This is a genomic window from Burkholderia sp. SRS-W-2-2016, assembly GCF_001931485.1.
GTDB lineage: Bacteria > Pseudomonadota > Gammaproteobacteria > Burkholderiales > Burkholderiaceae > Paraburkholderia.
In genome coordinates this window covers 161,110-183,263 of sequence record NZ_MSDV01000075.1, presented here as the reverse complement: position 1 = coordinate 183,263, position 22,154 = coordinate 161,110, and the positions used below count along the sequence as shown (strand labels likewise).

General features: G+C 62.8%; 20 protein-coding genes and 2 pseudogenes. 10 read left to right on the top strand and 12 right to left on the bottom strand.

What is annotated here, in order from left to right; genetic code table 11:
• Window positions 1-3: 3 nt before the first annotated feature.
• The 6 genes from BTH42_RS31575 to BTH42_RS31550 are packed head-to-tail and all read right to left on the bottom strand — an operon-like array spanning window position 4 to window position 5,416.
• Entirely contained in the window at window positions 4-429 is a 426-nt protein-coding gene (locus BTH42_RS31575) for a lytic transglycosylase domain-containing protein (RefSeq protein WP_256702465.1), read from the bottom strand.
• On the bottom strand, window positions 429-1,727 hold the full coding sequence (locus tag BTH42_RS31570) for a TrbG/VirB9 family P-type conjugative transfer protein (protein WP_075305101.1): 1,299 nt from the start codon (window positions 1,725-1,727) through the stop codon (window positions 429-431). Before BTH42_RS31570 ends, BTH42_RS31575 begins: the two co-directional genes overlap by 1 nt.
• Window positions 1,724-2,530, bottom strand: a complete 807-nt coding sequence (locus tag BTH42_RS31565) for a transglycosylase SLT domain-containing protein (RefSeq protein WP_075305100.1) — start codon at window positions 2,528-2,530, stop codon at window positions 1,724-1,726. Before BTH42_RS31565 ends, BTH42_RS31570 begins: the two co-directional genes overlap by 4 nt.
• Window positions 2,523-3,821: a TrbI/VirB10 family protein gene (locus BTH42_RS31560; RefSeq protein WP_075305099.1), complete on the bottom strand. Its 1,299-nt coding sequence runs from the start codon at window positions 3,819-3,821 to the stop codon at window positions 2,523-2,525. Before BTH42_RS31560 ends, BTH42_RS31565 begins: the two co-directional genes overlap by 8 nt.
• A gap of 12 nt (window positions 3,822-3,833) precedes the next feature.
• On the bottom strand, window positions 3,834-4,718 hold the full coding sequence (locus tag BTH42_RS31555) for a TrbG/VirB9 family P-type conjugative transfer protein (RefSeq protein WP_075305098.1): 885 nt from the start codon (window positions 4,716-4,718) through the stop codon (window positions 3,834-3,836).
• Window positions 4,715-5,416, bottom strand: a complete 702-nt coding sequence (locus tag BTH42_RS31550; protein ID WP_075305097.1) for a type IV secretion system protein — start codon at window positions 5,414-5,416, stop codon at window positions 4,715-4,717. The genes BTH42_RS31555 and BTH42_RS31550 overlap by 4 nt, the downstream gene beginning before the upstream one ends.
• Window positions 5,417-5,823: 407 nt before the next feature.
• On the opposite strand from BTH42_RS31550, the gene BTH42_RS31545 reads away from it, so the two are divergent.
• The 4 genes and pseudogenes from BTH42_RS31545 (at window position 5,824) to BTH42_RS31535 (ending at window position 7,545) form a co-directional block, all read left to right on the top strand.
• Entirely contained in the window at window positions 5,824-6,387 is a 564-nt protein-coding gene (locus tag BTH42_RS31545; RefSeq protein ID WP_256702459.1) for a hypothetical protein, read from the top strand.
• Window positions 6,388-6,420: 33 nt separating this feature from the next.
• Window positions 6,421-6,738: pseudogene (locus tag BTH42_RS36215) on the top strand (fumarylacetoacetate hydrolase family protein); the annotation flags it as partial.
• A gap of 88 nt (window positions 6,739-6,826) precedes the next feature.
• Window positions 6,827-6,970, top strand: a pseudogene (locus BTH42_RS36210) (acetoacetate decarboxylase); the annotation flags it as partial.
• A gap of 182 nt (window positions 6,971-7,152) precedes the next feature.
• The gene (locus BTH42_RS31535) at window positions 7,153-7,545 is read left to right on the top strand and encodes a VOC family protein (protein ID WP_075305095.1); all 393 of its coding nucleotides are present in this window, start codon (window positions 7,153-7,155) and stop codon (window positions 7,543-7,545) included.
• A 19-nt stretch (window positions 7,546-7,564) separates the two neighbouring features.
• Here the strand turns inward: BTH42_RS31535 and BTH42_RS31530 are convergent, their stop codons facing one another.
• A complete protein-coding gene (locus BTH42_RS31530) occupies window positions 7,565-8,164 on the bottom strand; it encodes an NUDIX domain-containing protein (RefSeq protein WP_075305094.1) in 600 nt (199 codons plus the stop codon).
• A 79-nt stretch (window positions 8,165-8,243) separates the two neighbouring features.
• Here BTH42_RS31530 and BTH42_RS31525 point away from each other — a divergent pair, with 79 nt between their 5' ends.
• The 4 genes from BTH42_RS31525 to treA all read left to right on the top strand — a co-directional run bounded on the left by BTH42_RS31525 (window position 8,244) and on the right by treA (window position 13,390).
• A complete protein-coding gene (locus BTH42_RS31525) occupies window positions 8,244-8,999 on the top strand; it encodes a DeoR/GlpR family DNA-binding transcription regulator (protein WP_075305138.1) in 756 nt (251 codons plus the stop codon).
• A 161-nt stretch (window positions 9,000-9,160) separates the two neighbouring features.
• On the top strand, window positions 9,161-10,189 hold the full coding sequence (locus BTH42_RS31520) for a retroviral-like aspartic protease family protein (protein WP_178392274.1): 1,029 nt from the start codon (window positions 9,161-9,163) through the stop codon (window positions 10,187-10,189).
• A gap of 297 nt (window positions 10,190-10,486) precedes the next feature.
• Window positions 10,487-11,290, top strand: coding sequence for a transporter substrate-binding domain-containing protein (locus BTH42_RS31515; protein ID WP_075305092.1), 804 nt, complete (start codon window positions 10,487-10,489; stop codon window positions 11,288-11,290).
• A 375-nt stretch (window positions 11,291-11,665) separates the two neighbouring features.
• Window positions 11,666-13,390, top strand: coding sequence for an alpha,alpha-trehalase TreA (gene treA, locus BTH42_RS31510; RefSeq protein ID WP_075305091.1), 1,725 nt, complete (start codon window positions 11,666-11,668; stop codon window positions 13,388-13,390).
• An 81-nt stretch (window positions 13,391-13,471) separates the two neighbouring features.
• On the opposite strand, the gene BTH42_RS31505 is transcribed toward treA, so the two are convergent.
• From BTH42_RS31505 to BTH42_RS31495, 3 genes are read right to left on the bottom strand one after another with little or no spacing between them, the layout of a single operon-like run.
• The gene (locus tag BTH42_RS31505; protein WP_075305090.1) at window positions 13,472-13,888 is read right to left on the bottom strand and encodes a VOC family protein; all 417 of its coding nucleotides are present in this window, start codon (window positions 13,886-13,888) and stop codon (window positions 13,472-13,474) included.
• Window positions 13,888-14,421, bottom strand: coding sequence for a helix-turn-helix transcriptional regulator (locus BTH42_RS31500; protein ID WP_075305089.1), 534 nt, complete (start codon window positions 14,419-14,421; stop codon window positions 13,888-13,890). The genes BTH42_RS31505 and BTH42_RS31500 overlap by 1 nt, the downstream gene beginning before the upstream one ends.
• A 24-nt stretch (window positions 14,422-14,445) precedes the next feature.
• The gene (locus BTH42_RS31495) at window positions 14,446-15,429 is read right to left on the bottom strand and encodes a hypothetical protein (protein ID WP_075305088.1); all 984 of its coding nucleotides are present in this window, start codon (window positions 15,427-15,429) and stop codon (window positions 14,446-14,448) included.
• A gap of 663 nt (window positions 15,430-16,092) precedes the next feature.
• Here BTH42_RS31495 and BTH42_RS31490 point away from each other — a divergent pair.
• The gene (locus BTH42_RS31490) at window positions 16,093-18,204 is read left to right on the top strand and encodes a glycoside hydrolase family 28 protein (protein ID WP_075305087.1); all 2,112 of its coding nucleotides are present in this window, start codon (window positions 16,093-16,095) and stop codon (window positions 18,202-18,204) included.
• A 120-nt stretch (window positions 18,205-18,324) separates the two neighbouring features.
• Here BTH42_RS31490 and BTH42_RS31485 read toward each other — a convergent pair whose 3' ends face one another.
• Window positions 18,325-19,398, bottom strand: a complete 1,074-nt coding sequence (locus BTH42_RS31485) for an AI-2E family transporter (protein WP_075305086.1) — start codon at window positions 19,396-19,398, stop codon at window positions 18,325-18,327.
• 412 nt (window positions 19,399-19,810) lie between these two features.
• On the opposite strand from BTH42_RS31485, the gene BTH42_RS31475 reads away from it, so the two are divergent.
• The gene (locus BTH42_RS31475; protein ID WP_178392273.1) at window positions 19,811-21,067 is read left to right on the top strand and encodes a hypothetical protein; all 1,257 of its coding nucleotides are present in this window, start codon (window positions 19,811-19,813) and stop codon (window positions 21,065-21,067) included.
• 42 nt (window positions 21,068-21,109) lie between these two features.
• Here BTH42_RS31475 and BTH42_RS31470 read toward each other — a convergent pair whose 3' ends face one another.
• Window positions 21,110-21,898 carry a hypothetical protein gene (locus tag BTH42_RS31470; RefSeq protein ID WP_075305084.1) on the bottom strand — a complete coding sequence of 263 codons (789 nt, stop codon included), beginning with the start codon at window positions 21,896-21,898 and terminating at the stop codon, window positions 21,110-21,112.
• Window positions 21,899-22,154: the final 256 nt, after the last annotated feature.

Below are 22,154 nucleotides of genomic sequence, written 5' to 3'. Positions count from 1 at the left end.
TTTTCAGTTCCCTGCCCGCTGCAGGATTCGATAGATGGCGTTCGCGTAGCTCAGCTGCTTTTGCGGCGACACCGCGTTGTAGGCGCCGACACACTTCCATGTCGCGCCCAGCCGGCGGCAGTTCGACGCGAGGATCCACGTGCCCACGTAGGCGTTCACGCACGCGTCGAAGAGATGCTCCCGACTGATGCCGTAGCGCTGCAGCGCCGGCAGCCACGATGAGTTGATCTGCATCAGTCCAATGTCTTCGGAACCGTTGCTGTTCACGTTCACGGCGGTAGCGCGCATACCGGATTCATGCTGTGCAATCGCACGGACCAGCGCCGGATTCAGATGCCGGTAGGCCGCCGCGTCGTCAAGACAATCGGCGAAGCACGGCGTGGCGCACCAAGCGGCAATGAGCGCCGCGAAAACTGGCGTGCCGCGCATCATGGGAGCACCGCCGCGGTTGTCGTCGTAGCGGATTTAGCACCGCTCGCAACGGGCTCTTCGAAGTACTTCACCTCGTGACGGCGGGTCACGTTGACAGTGTTGCCGTCGGCGACAACGATGAATTGCTCAGCGGTCCCCCGAAAGCGGTAATAACGTCCCTTCTGCTCGCCCGACCCCAGGTGGTGAACATCTGCGACCGTGACCGCGACCACCGACTCGGCGAACTTGAAGTACGTCTCGCCGTTCTGGTCAAAGACGGCTTCGAGATGAGCAGGGCTCGTCGCATCAAAGTCGTAGACCGTGCCCGCAGTACGGCCCACTTCCACGCTGGCAGAGCCGCCGGACACAACAAACGGTGACGTCCGGTCAATCGTCATGACCTTCGTCGCCTCATCCCACTTCGCACGCAGCGCTTTCCCGCTCACGTCACGGAACAGAAGGTCTTTCGATGGTCGGGACGCGAAGCGGATCTGCGTGTGAGCGTCATCCCCGTCACGAATTGCCTCGGCTCCGAAATGTTGTGCGAGTACCGACGGCTCGGCGGCATGAGGTTCCGCTGCGACGCCTGCCGGCGATGCCGAAACTGACGCTGCAGCCGCCGTCGCCGCCGGCTGCTCGCCGGCCGCATAGTTGAGCGCGGCTGACTTGGGCGTATCGCGACGCAAGCGCACGTGTCGTGTGTTGAAGTCGACATCAGCGTAGAGGCCACCCTGTGACATCAACCGGTCCAGCGCCTGGATCCAGTTTTCGCCCGGGCGTGTTGCGAATGACGAGGCATTGTTCAGGTCGACATCCTTCTGCGCGGACCCGGTCCAGCCCTGGGGCACGAGTGCTTTCACGATGCCCCCTACCGGCATCGTGGCGTCAAGCTGTCGCACTGGTTCAAGCGCGCCACGTGCGCCAATCAGTGCGAGCCGGTTCGAGAAACCGTCGAAACCTGGCGGCTGATCGTCCCGCAACGAAGCGAGCGCCCCGCGGCCACCTATAAAGCTGTTTGCTTTCGCCCAGCGCGCGGTTGCGATATGACCGCCAACGGTGTATGTGATGTTCTCCGGTGTACCGTCGACCACGACATACGGACCCTGCGGGTGGCCACCCGTTGCCGTGATGACCTGCCCCGCGCGCGGCTGGATATAGGTTTGCGAACCGTCGTTGAAGATGAGTGCGGGGCGGTCCGCGATGCCACCGGAGACCTCATAGTCGAAATCGAACGGATCGGTGTTTGCAGCGTTCGACGTCATCGCGTTGATCAACGCAACGCAGGCAAGCGCGATGCGGGAAACAATATGCTTCATAGACCTGCCTGAATCTGGTTGAGATGTCGTGCGAAGCGCGCGAGGTACGCCTGACCGGGCGCGGGGTTGGCGCTGTGGTAATAGGCAATTGCTTTCGCAACGGAGTGCGTCTTGCTGTAGTTCTCGTTAAGAATGTCTTCGGCAACGTGAACGCTGGTCGCCGGCGCGAGCGCGTCCCAGGGCGACGCGAAACGTCTCGCGTGATATCCCCAGTTGATCTGCATGAGGCCAACGTCGAAGTCCCTGCGACCATGTGCGATCAGCGACATCACGACGCGATACGCGTCTTCGCGCGTCCTGAAGAAATAACCCTGCCCCGCGATGTTCAGGGTCCACGGCCATGCGTGGCCGTTGAGGCCGGATTCGTTCAATGCGATGCCTGCCAGCACCTTCGGATCGACACTCGTATGCATCAGATCGAAGGGGGTAGTCGCACTCGCGCAGGCCCATCCTCCGCGTCTCTCGGTAATCGCAGCTTGCGCTTCGTCATCGAGCACGACCGGTTGCAACCAGCCCTTGCTGACCAGCAACTGCTCGAGCGCAACATCGCGTGCGTCCACGGATACCGTGATACCCGCGTCAGGATTGCTCGCAACCGGTTGGCCGACCAGCGGCGTAGCCCACGCTTCGAACGCTTTCAGCCCGCAGTAGAAAACGGGTTTGCCATCGAAGTTCGCGACCGAGCGTGCGCCCGCCTGCGCCAGCACGACGCTCGTCGGGCTGATTACGTTCTCAATGGTCGCCGCGCGGCTTCCGGTCGTGAGCGCCGCCAGCGAGAGGATCAGGACAACGCGCCTAGTCACCGCGGTACGGCTCCATGTAGATGTCGCGATTGACCTTGATCATGAAGCGGCGCTCCCCCGGACCCGTCGTGATCGTGGGTGGGATGTTCTTGTAGCGATCGAGAACGGACTGCGAGGTCTGGGCAGCAACCTGTCCGGCCGTGGTTCCAACCTGCGTGACGCCGAGCGGGCCCGTGGTGGTCGACGACGTCCCGCCCTTGTCGAATGCACCCAGGAGGATCGCCGTGAGGAACGACGTACCGAAGATTTTCAGGAAGTGGCTGTTGACGTCGCCTGAGAAGCCCGCCGAGCCGTCTGCGTCCGCACCCTGCCCGCCATAGAGCGGCACATGTTTGCCGTTGGGCAGTCGCATTTCGGTTGCCGCAACGAGAATGGTCTGCTGGCCCGGCTGGATATCCGAACTGTAGGGCGCGGTGATCATCGTGCCCTTCGGGATCATCAGGCAGTCGCCGCGAATGCTGTCGTAGACATCCTTTTCGACCATGAGCGCAGCGGTGCCGGGACGATCGGAATTGAGTCCTTCGATGGAGAGCACCGGTATATGGTGCGGCGGCGAAAGCACGCAGCCGTGCGCCTGCCCCACGAAGCCACTGCGGGAAAAATCCTCGCCGTTGCCGGATTGCCCTGCGGCGGTCCTGATAAACGCCGTATCGCGGTCCTGCGTCGATGAGGCGGTGCCACGCCCCGCCTGCGGGCCGATGCCCGCTGACGCCAGCGCCGCGGCGACCTGTGCACCGGCCGAACCGGCGGCAGCCTGCTGGGCCGCCGTCTGCTGCGCGGCGATCTGCTGCGGCGTGAGGATGCCCGCAGGCAAGGTCGCCTGCACGGACCCGGAATCCTTGACCTTGACACCGGGACGGAAGATTGCCGACGCGTAGATCGCATCGTTGTCCGCCTGTGTCTTGAGTTCGCGAGTGCGCTGGTCAGCGACGAAGTTGTCCGCAGTCAGACCTAGCGCGAGGCTGGGCGCCGCGGCCGATGCAGCACGCGGCAACGCGGCAGCTCGCGCCTCCGAGGCCGCAATCCGTCGTGCGGCCGATTGCTGGTCCTCAATGATCCTTTCGACGTCCTGCGTGCTGGTTGACTTGTCGACGACCTCCGCCTGTTTGTCCTTTTTTGCCAGTTTCGCTTCGTCGTCGGCCTTCGCGCTCTCCTGGACCTGATAGTAGAAGCCGAGTGCGGCAATGACGACAGCAGCGACTACACCCGCGCTGATCAGCGCATTGCGTGGCGACTTCCCTTTAACGATCTGCGCCTGCGCGCTGGTCGGTTGTCCGGTTTGCCCTGTCATGTGCGCGCGCTCTCAGAAACCGAAGACGCCGGGACGACCGCGCCGGATCATGACCTGGTCGTCGCCACCGCGCAGGACGATCTCATCGGCCATTTCCTGCACGACGATGTATTGCCCGCGACGGATGAAATTGGGGCTGACGTTATCGCCGTGATCCTTGACGATCGGCACCGCGAAAGGCGCGTTCGCCGCCAGACGCAGCCACACCGACTTGCCGTCATCGAATACTGTCTCCGGACGGAACGGCGCTGAGCCGGATACCTTGTAATCGAAGTTCAGCTTGTCGGGCGAGACACCGAGCGGGCCAGAATCGTTCGCATCAGGTCCGCCCTGCCCCGCGTCCGCCCTGTCAGCATTGCCGTCCTCGCGCGCGCGAACCTTGGCCATCAGCGAACCGGGATAGTTAAACCGCACCGTCTGATAGAAAAGGCCGCCCATCGGCGACGAGACGAGCGTCATGTCGTACTCGCGCTGATTCGTCGTGAGGTGCAGTGTGTTGACGAGACCCGGCTTGACCGGCTTGATAAAGACGTGGTTCGACCCGTCGGTATCCACGACCCACTGGATCGAATCGCCAAGCGCCGGCTCAGTCGCCAGCACTTCTCCGCGCGCCAGCTCGATCGTTGTCGTCTTGAGCGGCGCAGTCATGATGCGGTAGATCTGGTCGCGGCTATAGGGAAACACCGCCATACGCGCGTCACCGGGCATGGTGATTGGATCGGTACCGGCGTTAAAGGGATTCACCGGGCTCATCGGATCGCCCATCGCAGTGGCGATGTCGAAGGATCCAGACGACACAGGGCTGCCCTTCCTTGCAGCGGACACTGGTGAGCAAACCACCGTGACGCAGGCGAAAGCCGCGACCCACGAGGCGAGCGTGCGGGAGTCGATCATCATTGGGTCTTTTGAATGGAGAACAACGGATAGAAGATGCCGAAAGGATTCAGGCCCAGCGCGTCTTCTGAAGTCGGTGGAACGATCTGGTAGCGAAACGTCAGGGCGTACTTCTGCACGGCCGGCTTGTCGGTCGGCGATTGCGTCGTGCTTGTCGAGAACTCCACCACCGCGGTTGAGTCTTCGAGCATCGCAACGTTGGTCACCCGCACTTCACGCACGAGCTTCGGATTGAGCGTGATCTGCTGGAACGGTGCATCGCCCTTGACCCAGTCGCCGAACTGGTTGCGTGCGTTGCCGACCATCATGCCCTTCACGCCGTTGATGTTGCGAGCAATGCGCGAAGTCTGAATGTCATCGGTGAGCACCGGCTCGATCGTGAACCACCGCTCGACGGTCTCACGAAGTGACGTGCGGATAGCCTGATCGTCCGGCTTGTACGCCGTCAGTTGGGTAACGACAGCGTGGCCATTCACATCCGCCGACACACCATAGGACTTGACCTCCGAGGGTGCAGGATTGCGCGTGTAGATTGCCCCGCCCGCAATGAACGCGAGGATGAAGCAGAAAGTCTTCCAGTGATTCGCTTCAACGCGCAGACGTGCGCCGTTGTCGAAGATGATCTTCTCGGGATCGTCTTCGGAGTAGCCCCCAGGGGCGGTAGACAGTGCAATCTGCTTTTTGCTGCGGAGAAGAGGCATGGCGCTCATTCCATTTGGACCGACTCCATTGAATCAGTCGGCATGGGAAGCAAGTCATGCAAAAGAGGGGCGATTTCTGGGTGCTTTCTGGGCGAAGAGCCACAGCGATTCGCCGCGTCAGCCGGCTAACGGGCTTAAGCCGAAATGGTGACGATTTTGGGGTAGCTTTCGGGGCAGCACCCGAGAACACATGCGAATAGGATCTCGCCGTTACATGGGTTACATGGAATCGCTCGTTCGCATCATTGATTTAAAAAGGGAATGTAGAACTTTTGGCGTCAGCCGGCTGACAGGAATATCGACGCTATCAATCCAACATGCCAGATTCTACGAAACGCGACTTGCCACCGTCTCGGTAATGCTCGAGCATCCTTGACTTCTGAGCATCCGAGCTAGCATGCGTACATTTGAAAAGCCCCATCGAAATGAAGACACGTTCTCTCACGCTACCTCAGCAAGAAGCTCTAGCTCAATACAACAACCTGCGCCGTCGGAACGCGCCAATCATCATGGTTGGGCGGCTTTGCAGCTGGTTTTTGCATCGGCAAATCTGGCAATCGCAATCTGAAATGGCTTCCGCCTTGGGCATTTCGAAACCGCACGTCACGCGGTTGCTGCGCGCCGCAAAAGTACCAGACGAAGTTGTCCATACCTTTGGCGACACACATCGCATTTCCTTTGAAACCGTTGAGACACTCACGAAGATTGAAAAGCAGAGCGGGCGTACGCTTTTAGTAGCTCGCGCAGTGAGCTTTGGCTCCCGATCCGACCTCAAGGTGCACGAAATACTCGCAGCCCTGGCTACTGGATTTGTGGCACAGATCCGAGGAGGAGTTGTGAGGCTCGCACGCCATAAGGAGGAAGGTTACATTAGGCTGTACTCCGCGCGATTGGGGCGTATGTCCTCGGATCTTCCGCGTCTTGAAAAAGCGATCAACGCTGTTCTGAACGGAGTGTTGCAGATTATCTGAGAGAACTGCCTGTCGAGAACGACGCGTCGATTGATGCTCGTCACATTCTTCGGCAGCTCGATGTTCAGAGACCCCAACGACGCGCTAATGCCGAACTGGCTCGAGATTCCGATCGGCCACAACGGACGCGCTTCCTGGATCGTGGTCAGCGGCACGCGGGTATGCTGGCCGAACGGTCAGCGCAAGAGCCCCGATGACGCACGGCCTACCTATGGGCCGTGCCGCCAGCTGGACATTGAGCTCGAAACCGGCTTCTTCGCCGGAGTCGGCAATACGCTCGGTACGCCGATCGCCGCAAAGACTGCTGACGAGCACATCTTCGGCATGGTTCTGCTGAACGACTGGAGCGCGCGCGACATCCGGCAAATGGGAATATCAGCCGCTCGGACCGCTCAACTCGAAGGGTTTTGTAACTACCATTTGCCCTTGGGTTGTGACCATGCACGCGCTCGCCCTGGTCGCCGACCTGCCGGTCAAGCGCGTGGTCGGCGCGCGTCACGTGATTGCGAATCTCACGCTCGATCTCGGCGAAGTCGCGTACGACTATCTCGCGCCGGTCGAAGTGACAGCCGCCGCCGCCTAAGCGCTGCGGCTCGCTGCTCACACAGCGACGCCGAACCCGCGGCGACGCTCGCATAGCGCGGCGTCGCCGCGGACCCCGAACTGATTTATGATCTGATCCGTGCAGGCCAGCCTGACCGGCGAGCGTCGCCAGTCATCGAAGCGCGCGCGCTGACCGAACGCCTCACTTCCGGGAGACGCAACTTGATATCGCATCTGTTCATCGGCGTGAACGACTTCGATCAGGGCTTCGAACTCTACTCGGCATTGCTGCGAGAACTCGGCCATCAACTGAAGTTCTGCGACCGCGGGAAACCATGGGCCGCGTGGATGTCGGCCGATGCGCCGCGGCCGCTGCTCATTATCGGCGAGCCGTATAACGGCAAGGCAGCGCACGGCGGCAATGGCCAGATGATCGCGCTACTCGCGCGCGACCGGCCGACCGTCGATCGCGCCTATGCCGGTGCGATTGCTTGTGGCGCGACCTGCGAAGGCCCGCCCGCCCTACGGCCGCACTATCACGAGAACTACTACGGCGCGTACTTCCGCGATCTCGACGGCAACAAACTGTGCGTGTGCTGTCACGCCGAGCCGTAACGCAATGCTTGCACTCGGATTACGACGAACGCGCGGCGCCCGCTTCGCGTAACGCGAGGTACTGCAGCAACATGATCGTTTTGCCGTCGACAATCTCGCCGTCGTCGATCATTTTCAATGCGGTATGCAGCGGCAATTCGAGTACTTCGAGATCTTCTCCTTCATCGACGACCCCGCCGCCATCGTTGATCCGCATCGAAGCATCGTATTCGCCGACAAAGAAATAGAGCTTCTCGGTCACCGACCCGGGACTCATATACGCCTCGAAAACCTTGCGAATCTCGCTGACCCGATAACCCGTTTCCTCCTCGACCTCCAGACGGATGCGCTCCTCCGGCGATGCATCGTCGAGCAAACCGCCCGGCGCTTCGATCAGCATGCCGTCGTGTCCATTGACGAACACCGGCATGCGGAATTGCCGCGTCAGCACGATGTTGCCGGTGCGCGGACTGTGCAGCAGGATCGTCGCGCCATTGCCGCGATCGTACGTCTCGCGGTTTTGACGTTGCCACGTGCCGTCGCGGCGCTGAAAGTCGAACGTCACCCTCTTCAGCGTGTACCAGTCGTCCGATAGCAAGGCGGTATCGACGATCCGAACCCGGTCCTTCGTTGCAGTCATGGCGTCTCCTGTCGACCGATGATGGCCAGTTATGGTATCGTGCAACTTCGTGCAATTTCAAGATATTTCGTGCAACCGTATGTTGACGACCCAACGCAAGAAAGCGATCCTCGACGAGCTCGCGCGCCACGGCCAGGTGCTGGCCGGCGAACTGAGCGCCAGCTTTGGCGTATCGGAAGACACGATTCGCCGCGACCTGCGCGAACTGGCGGCGGACGGGCTGCTGCAGCGCGTGCACGGCGGCGCGTTGCCGGCCTCGCCCGCGCTCGCATCGTTCGAGCAGCGCCACGATATCGAGTCGGCCGCCAAGCGGCGCATCGCGCGACGCGCGGCCGAAATGATCGCGCCGGGGCAGACCGTGATCGTCGACGGCGGCACCACGTCGGCGCTGCTGGTCAGCGACTTGCCGGCCGATCTGCGGGCCACGATTGTCACGCATAGCCCGAGCGTCGCAACCGCTCTCGCCGCTCATCCGTGCGTCGAGGTAATTCTGATCGGCGGACGGCTCTACAAACATTCGATCGTCGCGGTCGGCGCCGCCGCGATGGAGAGCATCGCGCGCATCCACGCCGACCTGTATTTCATGGGCGTGACCGGCGTGCACCCTAGCGCTGGCCTCACTACCGGCGACTTCGAAGAAGCGGCGATCAAGCGCGCGCTCGCCGCTCGCGCGGCGGAAACGGTGGTGCTCGCGTCGGCGTCGAAACTGAACGCCGCGTCGCCGTTCGTGATCGGCGAACTCACGTTCGCGCAGACGATCGTGGTCGAGAAGAAAACCAGCGCGGAATTGACGAAGCCGATTGAAGCGGCCGGGGTCACGGTGGTGAGGGCGTAGAGGAGCGAGCGATTGGCTTTAGAATACCGACGATATCAAAGCCGGCTCGACCAATAAAAATGACGCACGCGATTAGAAGAACCAGAAAAGTCGACTCACTGATCAAAGCCACGCTCATCGGCGCCGCACTGTCGTTGCTGCTCGGTGCATGTGGGCAGTCCATGCCGGACGAACTGAAACCCGCGGTCGATCAGTACCATCTGAACACCGTCGCCAGCACGGATCTGAGCGCGCCGGACACTTCGCGGGCGCTGTTGCAGCTGTCCCATGACGCGTGCAATCGCGACGCAATGAACGTATTAGCCGCGCGACTCGAACATACCGGTTACCGGCGCGAGGCGGCCAACGCGCTAGTGCAATTCGTCGACCAATGCGGGCCCGCGAACGCGTTTCTCGACGCCGCCGCGAAAGATCTGATGGCGGTCGGCGACTATCAGGCGGCGGCGTCCCTCGGCGAGCGCCTCGTGCAAGCCAACGCTACCAATCCACAGTTCTATTTCACCCGCGGCCGGGCTCGCGAAGGCGCGAAAGACTACGACGCCGCTCTGGCGGATTACATGCAAGCGATCGCGCTGATACCGGATCTGTCGAGCGTCAGCAGCAACCTGTTCATCCGCGCCGCCGACATGCACGCAAAAGCCGGCCGCTACTGCGAGGCAATCAGCATGATCCGCATGTGGATGTCCGCGGCACCCGGTCGCGCGAATCATCCGCAAGCGCAACAGCAGATCGCCAGTTATGCGACGCGCGAGTCGTGTCCGACGTCGTTTGCTTCGGGGTCCGACAGTTTCGCGCGACAGGCGGGCAAAACCATTCAGGTCAGGGCGGTGGTCAACGGCGTGAGTGGAACCTTTATCGTCGATACCGGTGCAACCTATGTGTTCGTAACGCGCAACTTCGCACAGCGCGCGCAGTTGCCGCTCGAGCAGGCGCGCGACGTTCGTCTGACGACCGCCAACGGCCCACGCGTCGCGTTGTTGACGCAGGCGGCTTCGGTCAAGGTCGGGCACGTCGCCGCCGATCACGTCGACGTGACGGTAGAAGATTCGCACGGACGGGCGCTCGGCAACGGCGTCGACGGTTTGCTCGGACAGTCATTCCTGTCGCGCTTCCAGACCGAATTTACCCCGACCCACTGGTCGATCCGCCCTGCGCCGCAGGGCGTCGCCGGCAGCACACACGCGGGTTAGAACGGCGCGGCGCGGCGGATACCCCTATGGACAAAGACTACGGTTAACGCGTACGTGGCAGGCCACCGCCGAATCCACACAAAGCCCCAACAGACGACTTTTGGAGTGCTAGGATGGAACGCGCAATCGGCCAGCCGTTCCGCGGATAGCATCGCGGCCCGCAAGCGGATTGCGCACCCTCGCCACGAAGACGCTACATCCAGACCAACCGCCTTCGCGAGCAACCCGAAACGATTCGATCATCGGGACATCATTGCGTTGTGCAGAATCACACTCAAAGCACACTGGAGACACTCAATGAAATTTTCGAAGCTGCTGCTCGTCAACGCGCTGGCTCTGTCGGCCCTCAGCTTTACCGCGCTCACCGCCCACGCCGAAGATCTGCTTGACTCGGTCAAACGGGCCGGAGTCCTGAAGATCGGTCTCGAAGGCACCTACCCGCCGTTCAACTCCCGCAATAAGGAAGGCCAGCTCGAGGGCTTCGACGTCGACGTCGCGAAAGCGGTCGCGGCGAAACTCGGCGTGAAGCCCGAATTCATTCCGACCGAGTGGAGCGGCATTATCGCGGCGCTGCAAAGCGGCAAGTTCGACGTGATCGTCAACCAGGTGACCATCACGCCACAACGCAAGGAGGCGCTCGATTTCAGCCAGCCGTACACGTTTTCGACCGCGCAGCTGATCCAGCGAGCCGACGACAAACGCGAGTTCAAAGCGCTGGATGAATTCAAGGGCGACAAGAAGATCGGCGTCACGCTCGGCACCAACTACGATCAGCTCGCGCGCGCGGTGCCGGGGATCAACGTGCAGACCTATCCCGGCGCGCCCGAAAAGTTGCGCGATCTGGCGGCCAAGCGGATCGACGCGACGATCGACGACCGTCTGATGCTGCCGTACATCATCAAGACGTCGAACCTGCCGCTGCGCCCGGGCGCGTTGCTCAAAGGCGCCGAGCAGAACCAGGCGATTCCGTTCCGCAAGGGCAACCCGAAGTTCGCCAAAGCACTCGACGATGCGCTGACCGAAATGAAACAGGACGGCACGCTGAAAAAAATCTCGATGCACTGGTTCGGTCAGGACGTCACCCAGCCGGTCGCGCAGTAATTCTCCGCATGTCGTTGTCGTACCCGCGCCGGCTCGATTAATCGCCGGCGTGGGTATATCGCTTGCTCACCAACAAGTTTCTTTCGCGCGATCGCGTCCTATCGACGCTTCTATTGCTTCAATCGACGAAGCACACGCAAGTACTCCACCGCACCTTTCTATTGCCTAGTATTCACCGCGCAATCCGCACGCTGAATGCAGGCTGGATATATTGCGTCGCAGTTGCCCAATGCTTTGAAAGCATGCGATGCTTGCGAGGCCTTTGATCCGGCCACCTCGTGCCGGACGCGTATGCCGCTTGTAGCAAACGGCATCGAACGGCATCGAACGGCATGCGAAGAAACCAGTGAAATGCCCAACCACCCCGGAGGCATCATGCACATTCAGTTACGGTCTCGGAGTAATACCGCGTCATATAACGACGCGCGACTCGTTAACGCTTCGCCCGATAAGTTCTCGCCAGTTCCTCACCTTTCTCCCCGTAGTCAGTCAATACGCGTGAAATGGCGACGCTCGCCATCAGCGCTCACTGCGGTATGCACCGCGGCGCTGTTATTCACTTGCGCGAGTAGTTTCGCCGATACCCAGGTCGGCGCCGCGCTGCCGCCCGCACCCGACATCCTGTACGGCGATCTGTTCGTCGCGGTTCAAACAGCGCAGATCTACGACGACCAGAAAACCTTCGTCGACGCGACGCCCAATACGGACCCCGCCACGATTGTGCAGTTGTACGAAGCACAGAAGAACCAGCCGAACTTCTCGCTGAAGAACTTCGTCAACCAGTACTTCACGCCACCGGTCGACCAGGGCATCACGCCACCGGCGAATCAAAGCCTGCGTGAACATATCGACTGGCTGTGGAACGGTCTCACGCGCACGACGACAAGCGCGCCCGACTACAGCTCGCTGATTCCGCTGCCCAAACCGTACGTGGTCCCCGGCGGCCGGTTTCGCGAAGGCTACTACTGGGACACCTATTTCACGATGCTCGGCCTGCAGGAGTCGGGACGCGAAGATCTCGTCGACAACATGCTCGATAACTTCGCGTACCTGATCGATACCTTCGGCCATATTCCGAACGGCAATCGCACCTATTATCTGAGCCGCTCGCAACCGCCGTTCTACTCGTATATGGTCGAACTCGCCGCGCAGAAGGAAGGCAATACCGTTTATCAGAAGTACCTGCCAGCGCTACGAAAGGAATACGAGTACTGGATGCGGGGCGCGAGCAGCACGCCGCGCGGCGGCGCGACGCGCAACGTAGTGGTACTGAACGACGGCACCGTGCTGAACCGCTACTGGGACGAGCTGGACACGCCGCGCAACGAATCGTATCTGGAGGACGTGCAGACCGCGCAGGCGAGCGGGCGTCCGGCCAACGAGGTCTATCGCGATCTGCGCGCGACCGCGGAAAGCGGCTGGGATTTCAGCTCGCGCTGGTTCGGCGATAACCAGACGCTCGCGACCGTGCGCACGACGTCGATCGTGCCGGTCGACCTGAACAGCCTGCTGTTCCATCTGGAGACGACGATCGCGCACGGCTGCACCGTCACGCGCGATTTCGGCTGCGTCGCGCGCTTCATCGGCTATGCGACGCGGCGCGCGCAAGGGATCAACCGCTATCTGTGGAATAGCAACGGCTACTACGGCGACTACGACTGGCAACTCGGCAAGGCGCGCGACAACCAGACGCCGGCGATGCTGTACCCGCTGATGGCCGGGCTCGCGTGGCCCGATCGCGCGTGGAAGACCGCGCAGACCGCGCAGCGCGTGCTGCTGAAAGACGGCGGACTCGCGACGTCGACCTACGCGACCACCCAGCAATGGGACGCGCCGAACGGCTGGGCGCCGCTGCACTGGATCGCGATTCAGGGCCTCAAACGCTATGGCCGCGACGACCTCGCGCGGACGGTCGGCACGCGCTTTCTGGCCGACGTGCAGAACGTCTACAAGACCCAGCAGAAGCTGGTCGAGAAGTACGTGGTCGAAGGCGCGGGGGAAGGCGGCGGCGGCGGTGGCGAATATCCGTTGCAGGACGGCTTCGGCTGGACCAACGGTGTGACGTTGATGCTGCTCGATCTGTACGGCGGCCGCCAATAAATAGCGTGATGCGGGGGCACACGCGGCGCACACGCCTCATCGCGCCGGCCGCGTGATTCACCACCGCGCCGCCGCCCCCGCCTATTTCGCGCCCGCCGCCTTCTGGATCATCTTCCAGCCGTTACCCGCCGGATCGCGAAACCCCGCATCGACGTTGCCATAGCGATCGATCGGCTCCTGCGTGAATTCCACCCCGCGCGCCTTCAACTGCGCATAGCTCGCGCGGCAATCGGCGACCGCCAGCACCAACGGCGGCATCGCCCCCTTGGCGACCATCGCGCGCAGCGTTTGCGCGGTCGCGTCGTCGTGCATCGGCGGCCCCGGCGTGAAGAGGCCCAACTGGAACGACGGCTGTTCCGGATGCCTGACCGTTAGCCAACGGTACGCACCGTTGCGCACGTCGGTGTGCATCTGAAAGCCGAGCTTGTCGACATAAAACGCGAGCGCTTCGTCCTGATCGTCGACGTACAGGCCGACCACATCGATACCCTGATTCATCACACCTCCCTGGTTGAGGGCTCGACTGTAGCGTCGAGCGCGCGGCGGCGCTTCTCCAAAACTGCGATCGTCAGGTCGGGGCGTTGCGCGGCCTTCAGCACGCAGCCGGGCACGCGTTCGGGTTCGGATTGACTGGCGCGCGCGGCGATGCGCAGCTCGCCCGGACTCAGACCGGTGATGTCGCGAAAGATCCGGCCGAATGTGCCCAGGCTCTCCCAGCCGGTCGCGAACGCGATCTCGGTGATGCCGAGTTCGGTGTCGCGCAACAGCGAACTCGCCTGCTCGATGCGGCGCGTGAGCAGATAGCGATGCGGCGGCACGCCGAAGGCCCGCTTGAACGAGCGCGCGAAATGCGCGTCCGACACGCCGCTGACCTCCGCCAGACGCCGCACCGGCCACGCCTCATGCGATGCGGCGTCCATCCGGTCTTTCGCGCGCAGCAGACGGCGCAGCAACGCCGGATCTGCGAGCGCGGGGAGCTCGGCCGCCGCGGGCGACGGCGGCGCTGTGTTGCGAGGCGGACGAGGTGACATGGGTGATGAAGCTCCTCTGCCGGATCAGAACCGGTAGCCGATCCCGCCGAGAATGACATCGGTATCGCGGCTATAGCGCGTCATCACGCGATTCCACGTCAAGCGCGCCGACCAGTTGCGGGTCACACGATACGACGCGGTAATCGACAGGAGTCCGGACAGAACGCCGTCGCCGCTCGGGCGATTGTCGCTGTCGTCGCCATGATGGATCGCCACATACGCGCCCGCGCCGACGCCGATCGCGAGGCTCTCGTCGAAAAACGCGCGCGTCAGCCACAGCTGCGCGGTCGCGCCGTCGCGCCGCGCTGACAGCCCGCTGCCTTCGTGCAGATAGCCGAGCGTCGCGTCGAGATAAGGCGTCAGTCCGCGCCGGTATTCGATTGCCCCGGCCGCTGACGTTTGCGAGTCGAGACTGTTCAGAATCGTCGCGCCGGCCATCAGCGTGATCTCGTTGTTCGTCACCTTGCTGGTGCGCGGCAACGCGAAATCGCGCGGGCCTGGGGTGTCGGGCGCATCGAGCTGGTAGCCGACGCCGACGAGCACCGCGGTCGTCGACGCGCCGCTCGTGACCTGCACGCGATTGACCTGCAGGTTCGCGGTCCAGCGCGAGCTCGCATACCAGCTGGCGCGCGCACTGTAGACCACGCCCCAGCCGTGCGTGTTCGAATAGCTCATCCCCTGCTCGGCGGCCTCGGTATCGAAGTAGCGATACGGCCCGACGCCGAGCGCGAACACTACGCGCCGGTCCAGCACCGGCACGCGCGCCCACAGCTGGGCCACCGGTCCATCGCGATGATGGCCGGCGATGTGTCCTTCGTTCAGCCAGGTAATGCTGCCGGCGAAGTAACGGCCGATCCCCTCGGTGTAGTCGATCGCCCAGGAATAGGAGTGATTGTTCTCGCCGGTCAACGGCCCGGCATACAGCCCGAGTTCCTGGGCGGACACCCGGCCCGTTGTCGCGCCGACAACGGCCCCGGCGATAAGGAGCGTCCAGATAGTCTTGCGCATCGCTTGACGGTTTGGTTAGTGATGGAAGAACACTCGAACGACAGCCGTTGGCCCTGGGCGTCGCCAGCCGTCATTCTGGCATGGCCATAAGTGAACTTTGCGTCAACCTCCGCACGCAAGTTTTTCAATTTGTTAATCCGCCCATGCGACCGAGCGATGAGACCAAGGCCGGGGCCTCCGCTTTACCCTATTGCCGGCCCACCCCTTCAACATATGTCATCGTATAACATACAATTTACCGACTATCTACAATCGAATAGCTTTCATCGCAGTCAATCTCGAATATTCGTTTTAAATCCTGGGCATAAATAGCAATGGGTCGTAAGCTGGGGTAACTACTGCATGTACGACAACTGCGTTGTCACATAAAATTTATACGTCGTCGTATAACAAAAGAAGGAGCGAGCATGCGCAAAGATCCCCTCCACACGAGACCCGCGCCTCGCCTCTCCGAGCACCGCTTCGACGCCCCACCCCACCTTGATCGATAGATAGCATCGCGCGCGCCGCGCTTACGAGGCCGACGCGCGCCATCGCCGCGACCGTCGAGCGCCGCTCCGAGCCGGCGCCACCCTGGATAACAACAAGCAGGACTTCCGGCGGCACGCCCGGAACGCGGGAACACGTCTCAACACTTAGTATTCTTTAATAAAGGATGACCCCATGCTTTACAGATTCACGGTCATAACCTGCCTCGCCGCGACCCTCGCGGCGTGCGGCAGCGGCGACAACACCCCGGCCGCGTCGAACGACAACAGCGGCGCAACGCCCGTTGCCGCGGCACCCGCTGCGTTCAAGGTCGGCACCACCACCAGCGACGCCGCGTTGCCGCCGGCACCGCAACTGCCGACCAGCGATCAGGTCTGCAGCACGCTCGAAGCCAGCAACAACCTCGTGCGTCAACCGAGCGGCGCGCTCGGACCCGAAGCCGACAACGGCACCACCGCGGCGATCCTGAATCCGGACCAGACCCGCATCCAGGCCGCGCTCGACGCGTGCGGCGCAGCCGTCGATGCCGAAGTCGGCGCCGCCATTTACGCGGCCGACTCCGCTGCCGCCGCATCGCAAACCGCGGCAGCGGTGCCGAACGTCAACATCAAGGGCGCGTCGGCACAAACGCTGGCGGGTTCGCAATATCGCGCGAAGAAATTCGCGGTGCGCCTCGTCGTGTCGAGCACCGGCGCGGGCAACGCGTTCATCACCGGTCCGCTGACGCTGCCCTCGGGCGTGACGCTGTGGATCGACGACGGCGTCACGCTCTACGCGACCCGCGACGTGATGGCCTACGCGCCGAAAGCAAGCGGTCCGTACTGCGCGAACACCGCGGTCAGCTCGACCAAGGCCGGCAGCTCGGGCAACTGTCTGCCGCTGATCGGCGGCAGCTACCTCGTCAATTCGGCGGTGGTCGGCGGCGGCAGCATCGACAGCCGCGCGGCTTCGGAGATCGTCAGCTCGAACAGCCTGTACCCGCTGATGCGCGTCGACCTGAGCTGCACGAACACCTACGCCGCCTATGCGCAGGGTCTGCAGGCAGCGACCGGCACGCCGTGCGATGACGGCGGCAACTTCGTCAACACGTCAGCCTCGTCGCGTCATATGACGTGGTGGGATCTGGCGTGGCTCGGCAACATGATCGAGAACGGCACGACCGGCGTCGGCTCGCAGTCGAACTTCCGGATGATGGTGTTCAACTACGCGAAGAACCTGACGCTCTACGGCATCACGCTGAACAACAGCGCGAACTTCCACGTCGTGCCGAGCGGCGTCGACGGCCTCACGGTGTGGAACGTCAAGGTGCAGACGCCGTCGGCATCGGCTTCCGCGAATCCGGCGGGCAACGGCAACCCGAACTACCTGGGCATGGTGCCGACCATCGATACCGCGAAGAACACCGACGCGTTCGATCCGGGTTCGGCCTCGAAGGCGGTCACCCAGGCGCTCGCGACCGGCAGCACCACGACCTCGTCGGCCGGCAAGATCGCGTTCGACGGCTATCTGAAGAACGTCGTGTTCGCGTACAACTACATCAGCACCGGCGACGACGACATCGCGATCAAGGGCTCGGCCAATCCGAGCCCGGCGGGTTCGGGTCTGTATGGCGTGGACGGCAATCGCGACGTCGCGACCGATCGCAAGTATGGTTTCGTGATCGCGCACAACCATATCTACGCGGGGCATGGCGTGTCGGTCGGCAGCGAGACCAATGCGGGCGTCACCAACGTTCAGGTCTACGACAATTCGTTCGACGGCTCCGAGCAGGCGCTGCGCATAAAGTCCGACTGGGCGCGCGGCGGTCTCGTGACGAACGTCAACTACAACGACATCTGTATCCGCAATAGCGGCCAGGCGCTGTTGTTCACGCCGTACTACAGCACCAAGGCGCTGTCGAATCCGACCTCGCCGCTGTATCCGGACTTCCACGACATCACGCTGTCGAACATCCACATCATCGGCACCACGTCGGCGATCTTCGAGGGCTTCCAGGCGAACTCGGGCGGCATCACGCACGCGCAGATTCCGCTCGGCCTGTCGATGACCAACGTGCTCGCGGATTCGCCGGAGAACGTCGCGGTCACCGCATCGGATGCGAATCTGACGCTCGACAACGTGAACCTGCCGATCTTCCCGTCGACCGCGAACCGCGTGGTGCTGAACGGCTCTGCGTCGCAGTCGCTGTCCGCCAAGAAGGCGGTCGATTGCAGCGCCGCGTACGTCGACTTCCCGGCTATCGGCGATTCGTCGACGAGCGGCCAGACGTGGGCGGGTTCGCAGTAAGCGCCGAACCGGCAGCGCTGATTGAGAGGGCGTGCGGCAGCGGGTAGGCCGTACGCGTCGAAGTAGACGTGTTTCGTTCGATGGCCCGCGCGGCAGCCGCCGTGCGGGCCATTTTCGTTTTCACGCGGTCTGCTCGCCCTTGCCGTAACTGAGCCGGCCGTTCTTCGACAGCAGCACCGCGACCGGCCGCGTCATTTCGAACTCGGAGAAGATGATCGTCATGCTGACCGTGATCGGCACCGCCAGAAACGCGCCCGGCACGCCCCACAGCGCGGACCACACGGCCATGCTGGCGAGAATCGCAAACGGGCTCAGGTTCAGCGAATTGCCCATCAGGTACGGGTCGAGGATGTTGCCGATGACGAAGTGAATCGCGGTCAGCGTGAGCAGCACGATCAGGATCGAGTTGACGTCGCCGAACTGCAGCACCGACATCAGCACCGGGAACACGATCGCGAGCACCGAGCCGATGTACGGCACGTAGTTCAGCAGCGCGGTGATCACCGCCCACAGTCCGGCGAATTCGAGCCCGACGCTGCGCATCGCGAGCCAGCAGATCGCGCCGAGCACGACGCCGAGAAAGGTCTTTAGCGCGAGGTACGCGCCGATCCGGCGGTTGATGTCGATCACGACGCTGCGAATCCGCGCGGCATTGCTCGAATTCGCGGACATCCGCGTCAGCTTCTCGCTGAACGTGCCGCGCTCGACCAGCAGAAAGCTCGCATATAGCAGCACCACGAAGATATCGATGATCACCGACGACAGCGACGCGAGCATCCCCGTCACCACCGCCTGGATGTTCAGCTGCGCGAGGATGTTCCGGCGCAGCGACTCCCAGGTCGGCTCGCTCTCCAGATGCAGCAGCGTCGCGATCTTCTGGATCATCGCGAGCACCGAATCCTGGTAACGCGGCGCGAGCGCGACGAGCGCGTCATAGTTCGCGACCAGCATGTCGACCGCGAAGAAGATCGCGGCGGCGATCAGGAAGATCGACAACCCATAGCGCAACTGCACCGGCATCCGTTTGCCGATCCCCGGAATCCGCGCGAGCAGCCGCGTGAAATCGACGATCACATAGACCGCGATCGCGCCGAACACGATCGGTACGAACACCACGCGCCCGATGAACAGCAGCCACCCCACAATCAGCAGCAGCACTACTACGTATACGGACGCCTGCAATCGGTCGGTCATCGGTCGGTGCTCCATGAATCCGCGAACAAATTCGCCTCGGGGGCGCGCCGCGCAGCCAGCGGCGCCGGGCGGACAGCACCGATCTTCGCACATAACGATGACCTATCCCAGAAAATGCGCGCCAGATCGCGCCGGTCACTTCGAGCGGCAAATGAGTTTCGGACACCCCAAAATGCGCCATCAGAAAGTCGCAAAGTGTCGTGATTCACCGGGACCGCTTACGAGATGCTTCTGCTACGCTCAATAAAAGGGTTTCATCCGGTCTGGGACGAACGGCGCCACTGCCTGCGCCGCGCGGCGGCATTGTATTGCCGTTCGTTTCACACGATGAAAACCGCGTGGACGTAGCAGTGCGGTATCTGCACCTGAGATCCGCCAGCACGTAGCTCTCAATCACGGCACGGAGTACGAGATGCTGGAACGGCTAGGGTCGCGATTCGTCGCAGTGGGTCTGGTATTAATGATTGCCGGTTGCGGTGGCGGCGGTGGCGGCAGCTCCCCGGGCGACACTGGTGCAAACGGTGCGGCGGGCGCGACGCCCGCATCGAGTCCCACTCCGGCCTCAAGTCCAACACCGGCATCGAGTCCGACACCGGCCTCGGGCGCGACCGCTACCACGCCGACGCTCGCGGCCGCGACGCCGATCCTCGACGGCACCACGCTCGGCGACGCCAACTGGCCCGACGGCGTGAGCGCATCGGGCGGCACCGGCGCGCCGGTCAGCGGCCTGACCTGCGGGCTGCGCAGCACCGCTTACACGTACGCACATCTGTCGATCTATCAGAACGGCAAACTGCTGTCGCTGCCGACCAAGATCGGCACCGTCGACCCGACGATGGCTGCGCCGACCGGCTGCGCGTATCCGATCCACACGGTCGATGCGAGCGGCAAGATCCACATCGACTCGACGACCGGCGCGTCGTACACGCTCGGGCAGTTCTTCGCGATCTGGGGCGAGACGCTGAGCGCGTCCGAAGTGGCGGGGTTGACCGGCTCGCCGGTCGCGATCTACGTGAACGACGGCGGCGCGCTCGCGCAATACACCGGCGACCCGTCGAGTCTCGTGCTGACGCCGCACTCCGAAATCACGATCATGGTCGGCACGCCGCTCACCGAGGTGCCGACCTACGCGTGGACCGATCCGCCGCCGTTCGACCCGAACCCGATCGCGCTCGTCTATGGCGGCACGGTCGGCACCACCGGCTTCTGGCCCGACGGCGACACCGCGACGGGCGGCGACGGCTCCGCGCCGGTCGACGGCCTGACCTGCTCGCCGAACATGAGCGTGCTGTTCCACGTGCACGCGCACCTCGCGATCATCAAGGACGGTCAGTGGCTCGCGCTGCCGCAGAACATCGGCATCCCGCCGTCCTGCAACTATGAAATGCACACGCACGACCACACCGGCATCATCCATATCGAAGCGCCGAGCGAAAAGACCTACACGCTCGGGCAATTCTTCGATCTGTGGGGTCAGCCGCTGACGAGCAACAACGTCGCGGGGATCACCGGGGACGTGGTCGCCTATATCAACGACAACGGCGATTCGCGCCGCTACATGGGCGACCTGCGCAACATCGAGCTGACCTCGTTGCGCGACGTCACGCTGCAGATCGGTACGCCGCCGATCAGCACGCTGGCGACTTACTCATGGTACGAACCGCAGTGAGTTCGAAGACGGCGGGGTGAAGGGAGGGGCTCGCCGCGCGTTTCAGCGCGGCGAGCCCGAATGACCGATGCCGGCCGGTCGCCGCGACACGCTGCCCGCGGCCGCGCGCGGTGTCGCGTTGGCCACCAGAATCATCGACGCACCGGCGAGACCGCTCGACACGTGCTTGAGCGCATGGCCGGCGATCACGTGATGGGTCAGCTCCCAGATCTGCCAGTCGAGGCTTTCAAAAATCTTCGCGACGCCATAAAAAACGATCACCAGCGACCACGCGAATACACCCTCCACCTTGCGCGTCAGCGTCATTCCGACGATCAGCATCAGCCCGCCGAACTGCAGGATCGCGTACGGCCACAGGCTGTTGAACACGAGCCAGTAGCCGACCGTCGCAGGCGACACGACCGCGAGAATCAGCAGTTGCGGCCAGCCGACCCGCTCGCCGCTCCACGACGTCCACAACATCGCGAGAATGCCGGCGAACACGATCGTCATCGGCAGGCGGTCCCAGACCAGCGTCGCGTCGGTCGGTGTCATGTGGTAGTAAGCCGAGCCGAACGCCGTCAGCACCAGCCCGAACGCGGCGACCACCATGCCCGGAAACTGCAGCGGCTGGCGTGCCGCATGCCGGCGCACCCAACCGATCGCGAGCAGACCCGCCGCGAGAATCACCAGATTCGACAGCACGTCCGCCGCATTGTGCAGCGGGCCCAGCGAGCGCTGGTCGGCGAAGTGATGGTAGGAGGCCGCTTGCGCGAGCGGCCGGATCAGCTGCAACAGCGCGCCGACCACGAACAGCAGCACGCTACCAGTCAGCAGGCGGGAGATCTTCACGTTACTCGGCTCCGAAGTGGACTAAACGGCCGCCAGCCCGGGTTGGTCCCCGTTCGAATTCGCGCGGCGTGTCCGTATCATCGGATAAAGCGGTTTGGCCAACAAGAGCGGTTTGCGGATACCGGTAAGCCTGCGGCCATAGTATTCTGCTGGCACCTTGCAACGCGGCATGCAAGGGCCCGACAGGCGATACCGGCGCACTGTTTACGCGACGTTTCGATCGTCGAAGCAACCCGGCTCGCGACGAACCAAAGGA

Coding starts and splice junctions, on each gene's coding strand:
- BTH42_RS31490 (WP_075305087.1), top strand. CDS start 16,093: ATGCTTTACAGATTCACGGTCATAACCTGCCTCGCCGCGACCCTCGCG.
- BTH42_RS31520 (WP_178392274.1), top strand. CDS start 9,161: ATGCCGGACGAACTGAAACCCGCGGTCGATCAGTACCATCTGAACACC.
- treA (WP_075305091.1), top strand. CDS start 11,666: ATGCACATTCAGTTACGGTCTCGGAGTAATACCGCGTCATATAACGAC.
- BTH42_RS31550 (WP_075305097.1), bottom strand. CDS start 5,416: ATGCCTCTTCTCCGCAGCAAAAAGCAGATTGCACTGTCTACCGCCCCT.
- BTH42_RS31575 (WP_256702465.1), bottom strand. CDS start 429: ATGCGCGGCACGCCAGTTTTCGCGGCGCTCATTGCCGCTTGGTGCGCC.
- BTH42_RS31570 (WP_075305101.1), bottom strand. CDS start 1,727: ATGAAGCATATTGTTTCCCGCATCGCGCTTGCCTGCGTTGCGTTGATC.
- BTH42_RS31485 (WP_075305086.1), bottom strand. CDS start 19,398: ATGACCGACCGATTGCAGGCGTCCGTATACGTAGTAGTGCTGCTGCTG.
- BTH42_RS31500 (WP_075305089.1), bottom strand. CDS start 14,421: ATGTCACCTCGTCCGCCTCGCAACACAGCGCCGCCGTCGCCCGCGGCG.
- BTH42_RS31515 (WP_075305092.1), top strand. CDS start 10,487: ATGAAATTTTCGAAGCTGCTGCTCGTCAACGCGCTGGCTCTGTCGGCC.
- BTH42_RS31555 (WP_075305098.1), bottom strand. CDS start 4,718: ATGATGATCGACTCCCGCACGCTCGCCTCGTGGGTCGCGGCTTTCGCC.
- BTH42_RS31525 (WP_075305138.1), top strand. CDS start 8,244: ATGTTGACGACCCAACGCAAGAAAGCGATCCTCGACGAGCTCGCGCGC.
- BTH42_RS31560 (WP_075305099.1), bottom strand. CDS start 3,821: ATGACAGGGCAAACCGGACAACCGACCAGCGCGCAGGCGCAGATCGTT.
- BTH42_RS31475 (WP_178392273.1), top strand. CDS start 19,811: ATGCTGGAACGGCTAGGGTCGCGATTCGTCGCAGTGGGTCTGGTATTA.
- BTH42_RS31495 (WP_075305088.1), bottom strand. CDS start 15,429: ATGCGCAAGACTATCTGGACGCTCCTTATCGCCGGGGCCGTTGTCGGC.
- BTH42_RS31530 (WP_075305094.1), bottom strand. CDS start 8,164: ATGACTGCAACGAAGGACCGGGTTCGGATCGTCGATACCGCCTTGCTA.
- BTH42_RS31505 (WP_075305090.1), bottom strand. CDS start 13,888: ATGAATCAGGGTATCGATGTGGTCGGCCTGTACGTCGACGATCAGGAC.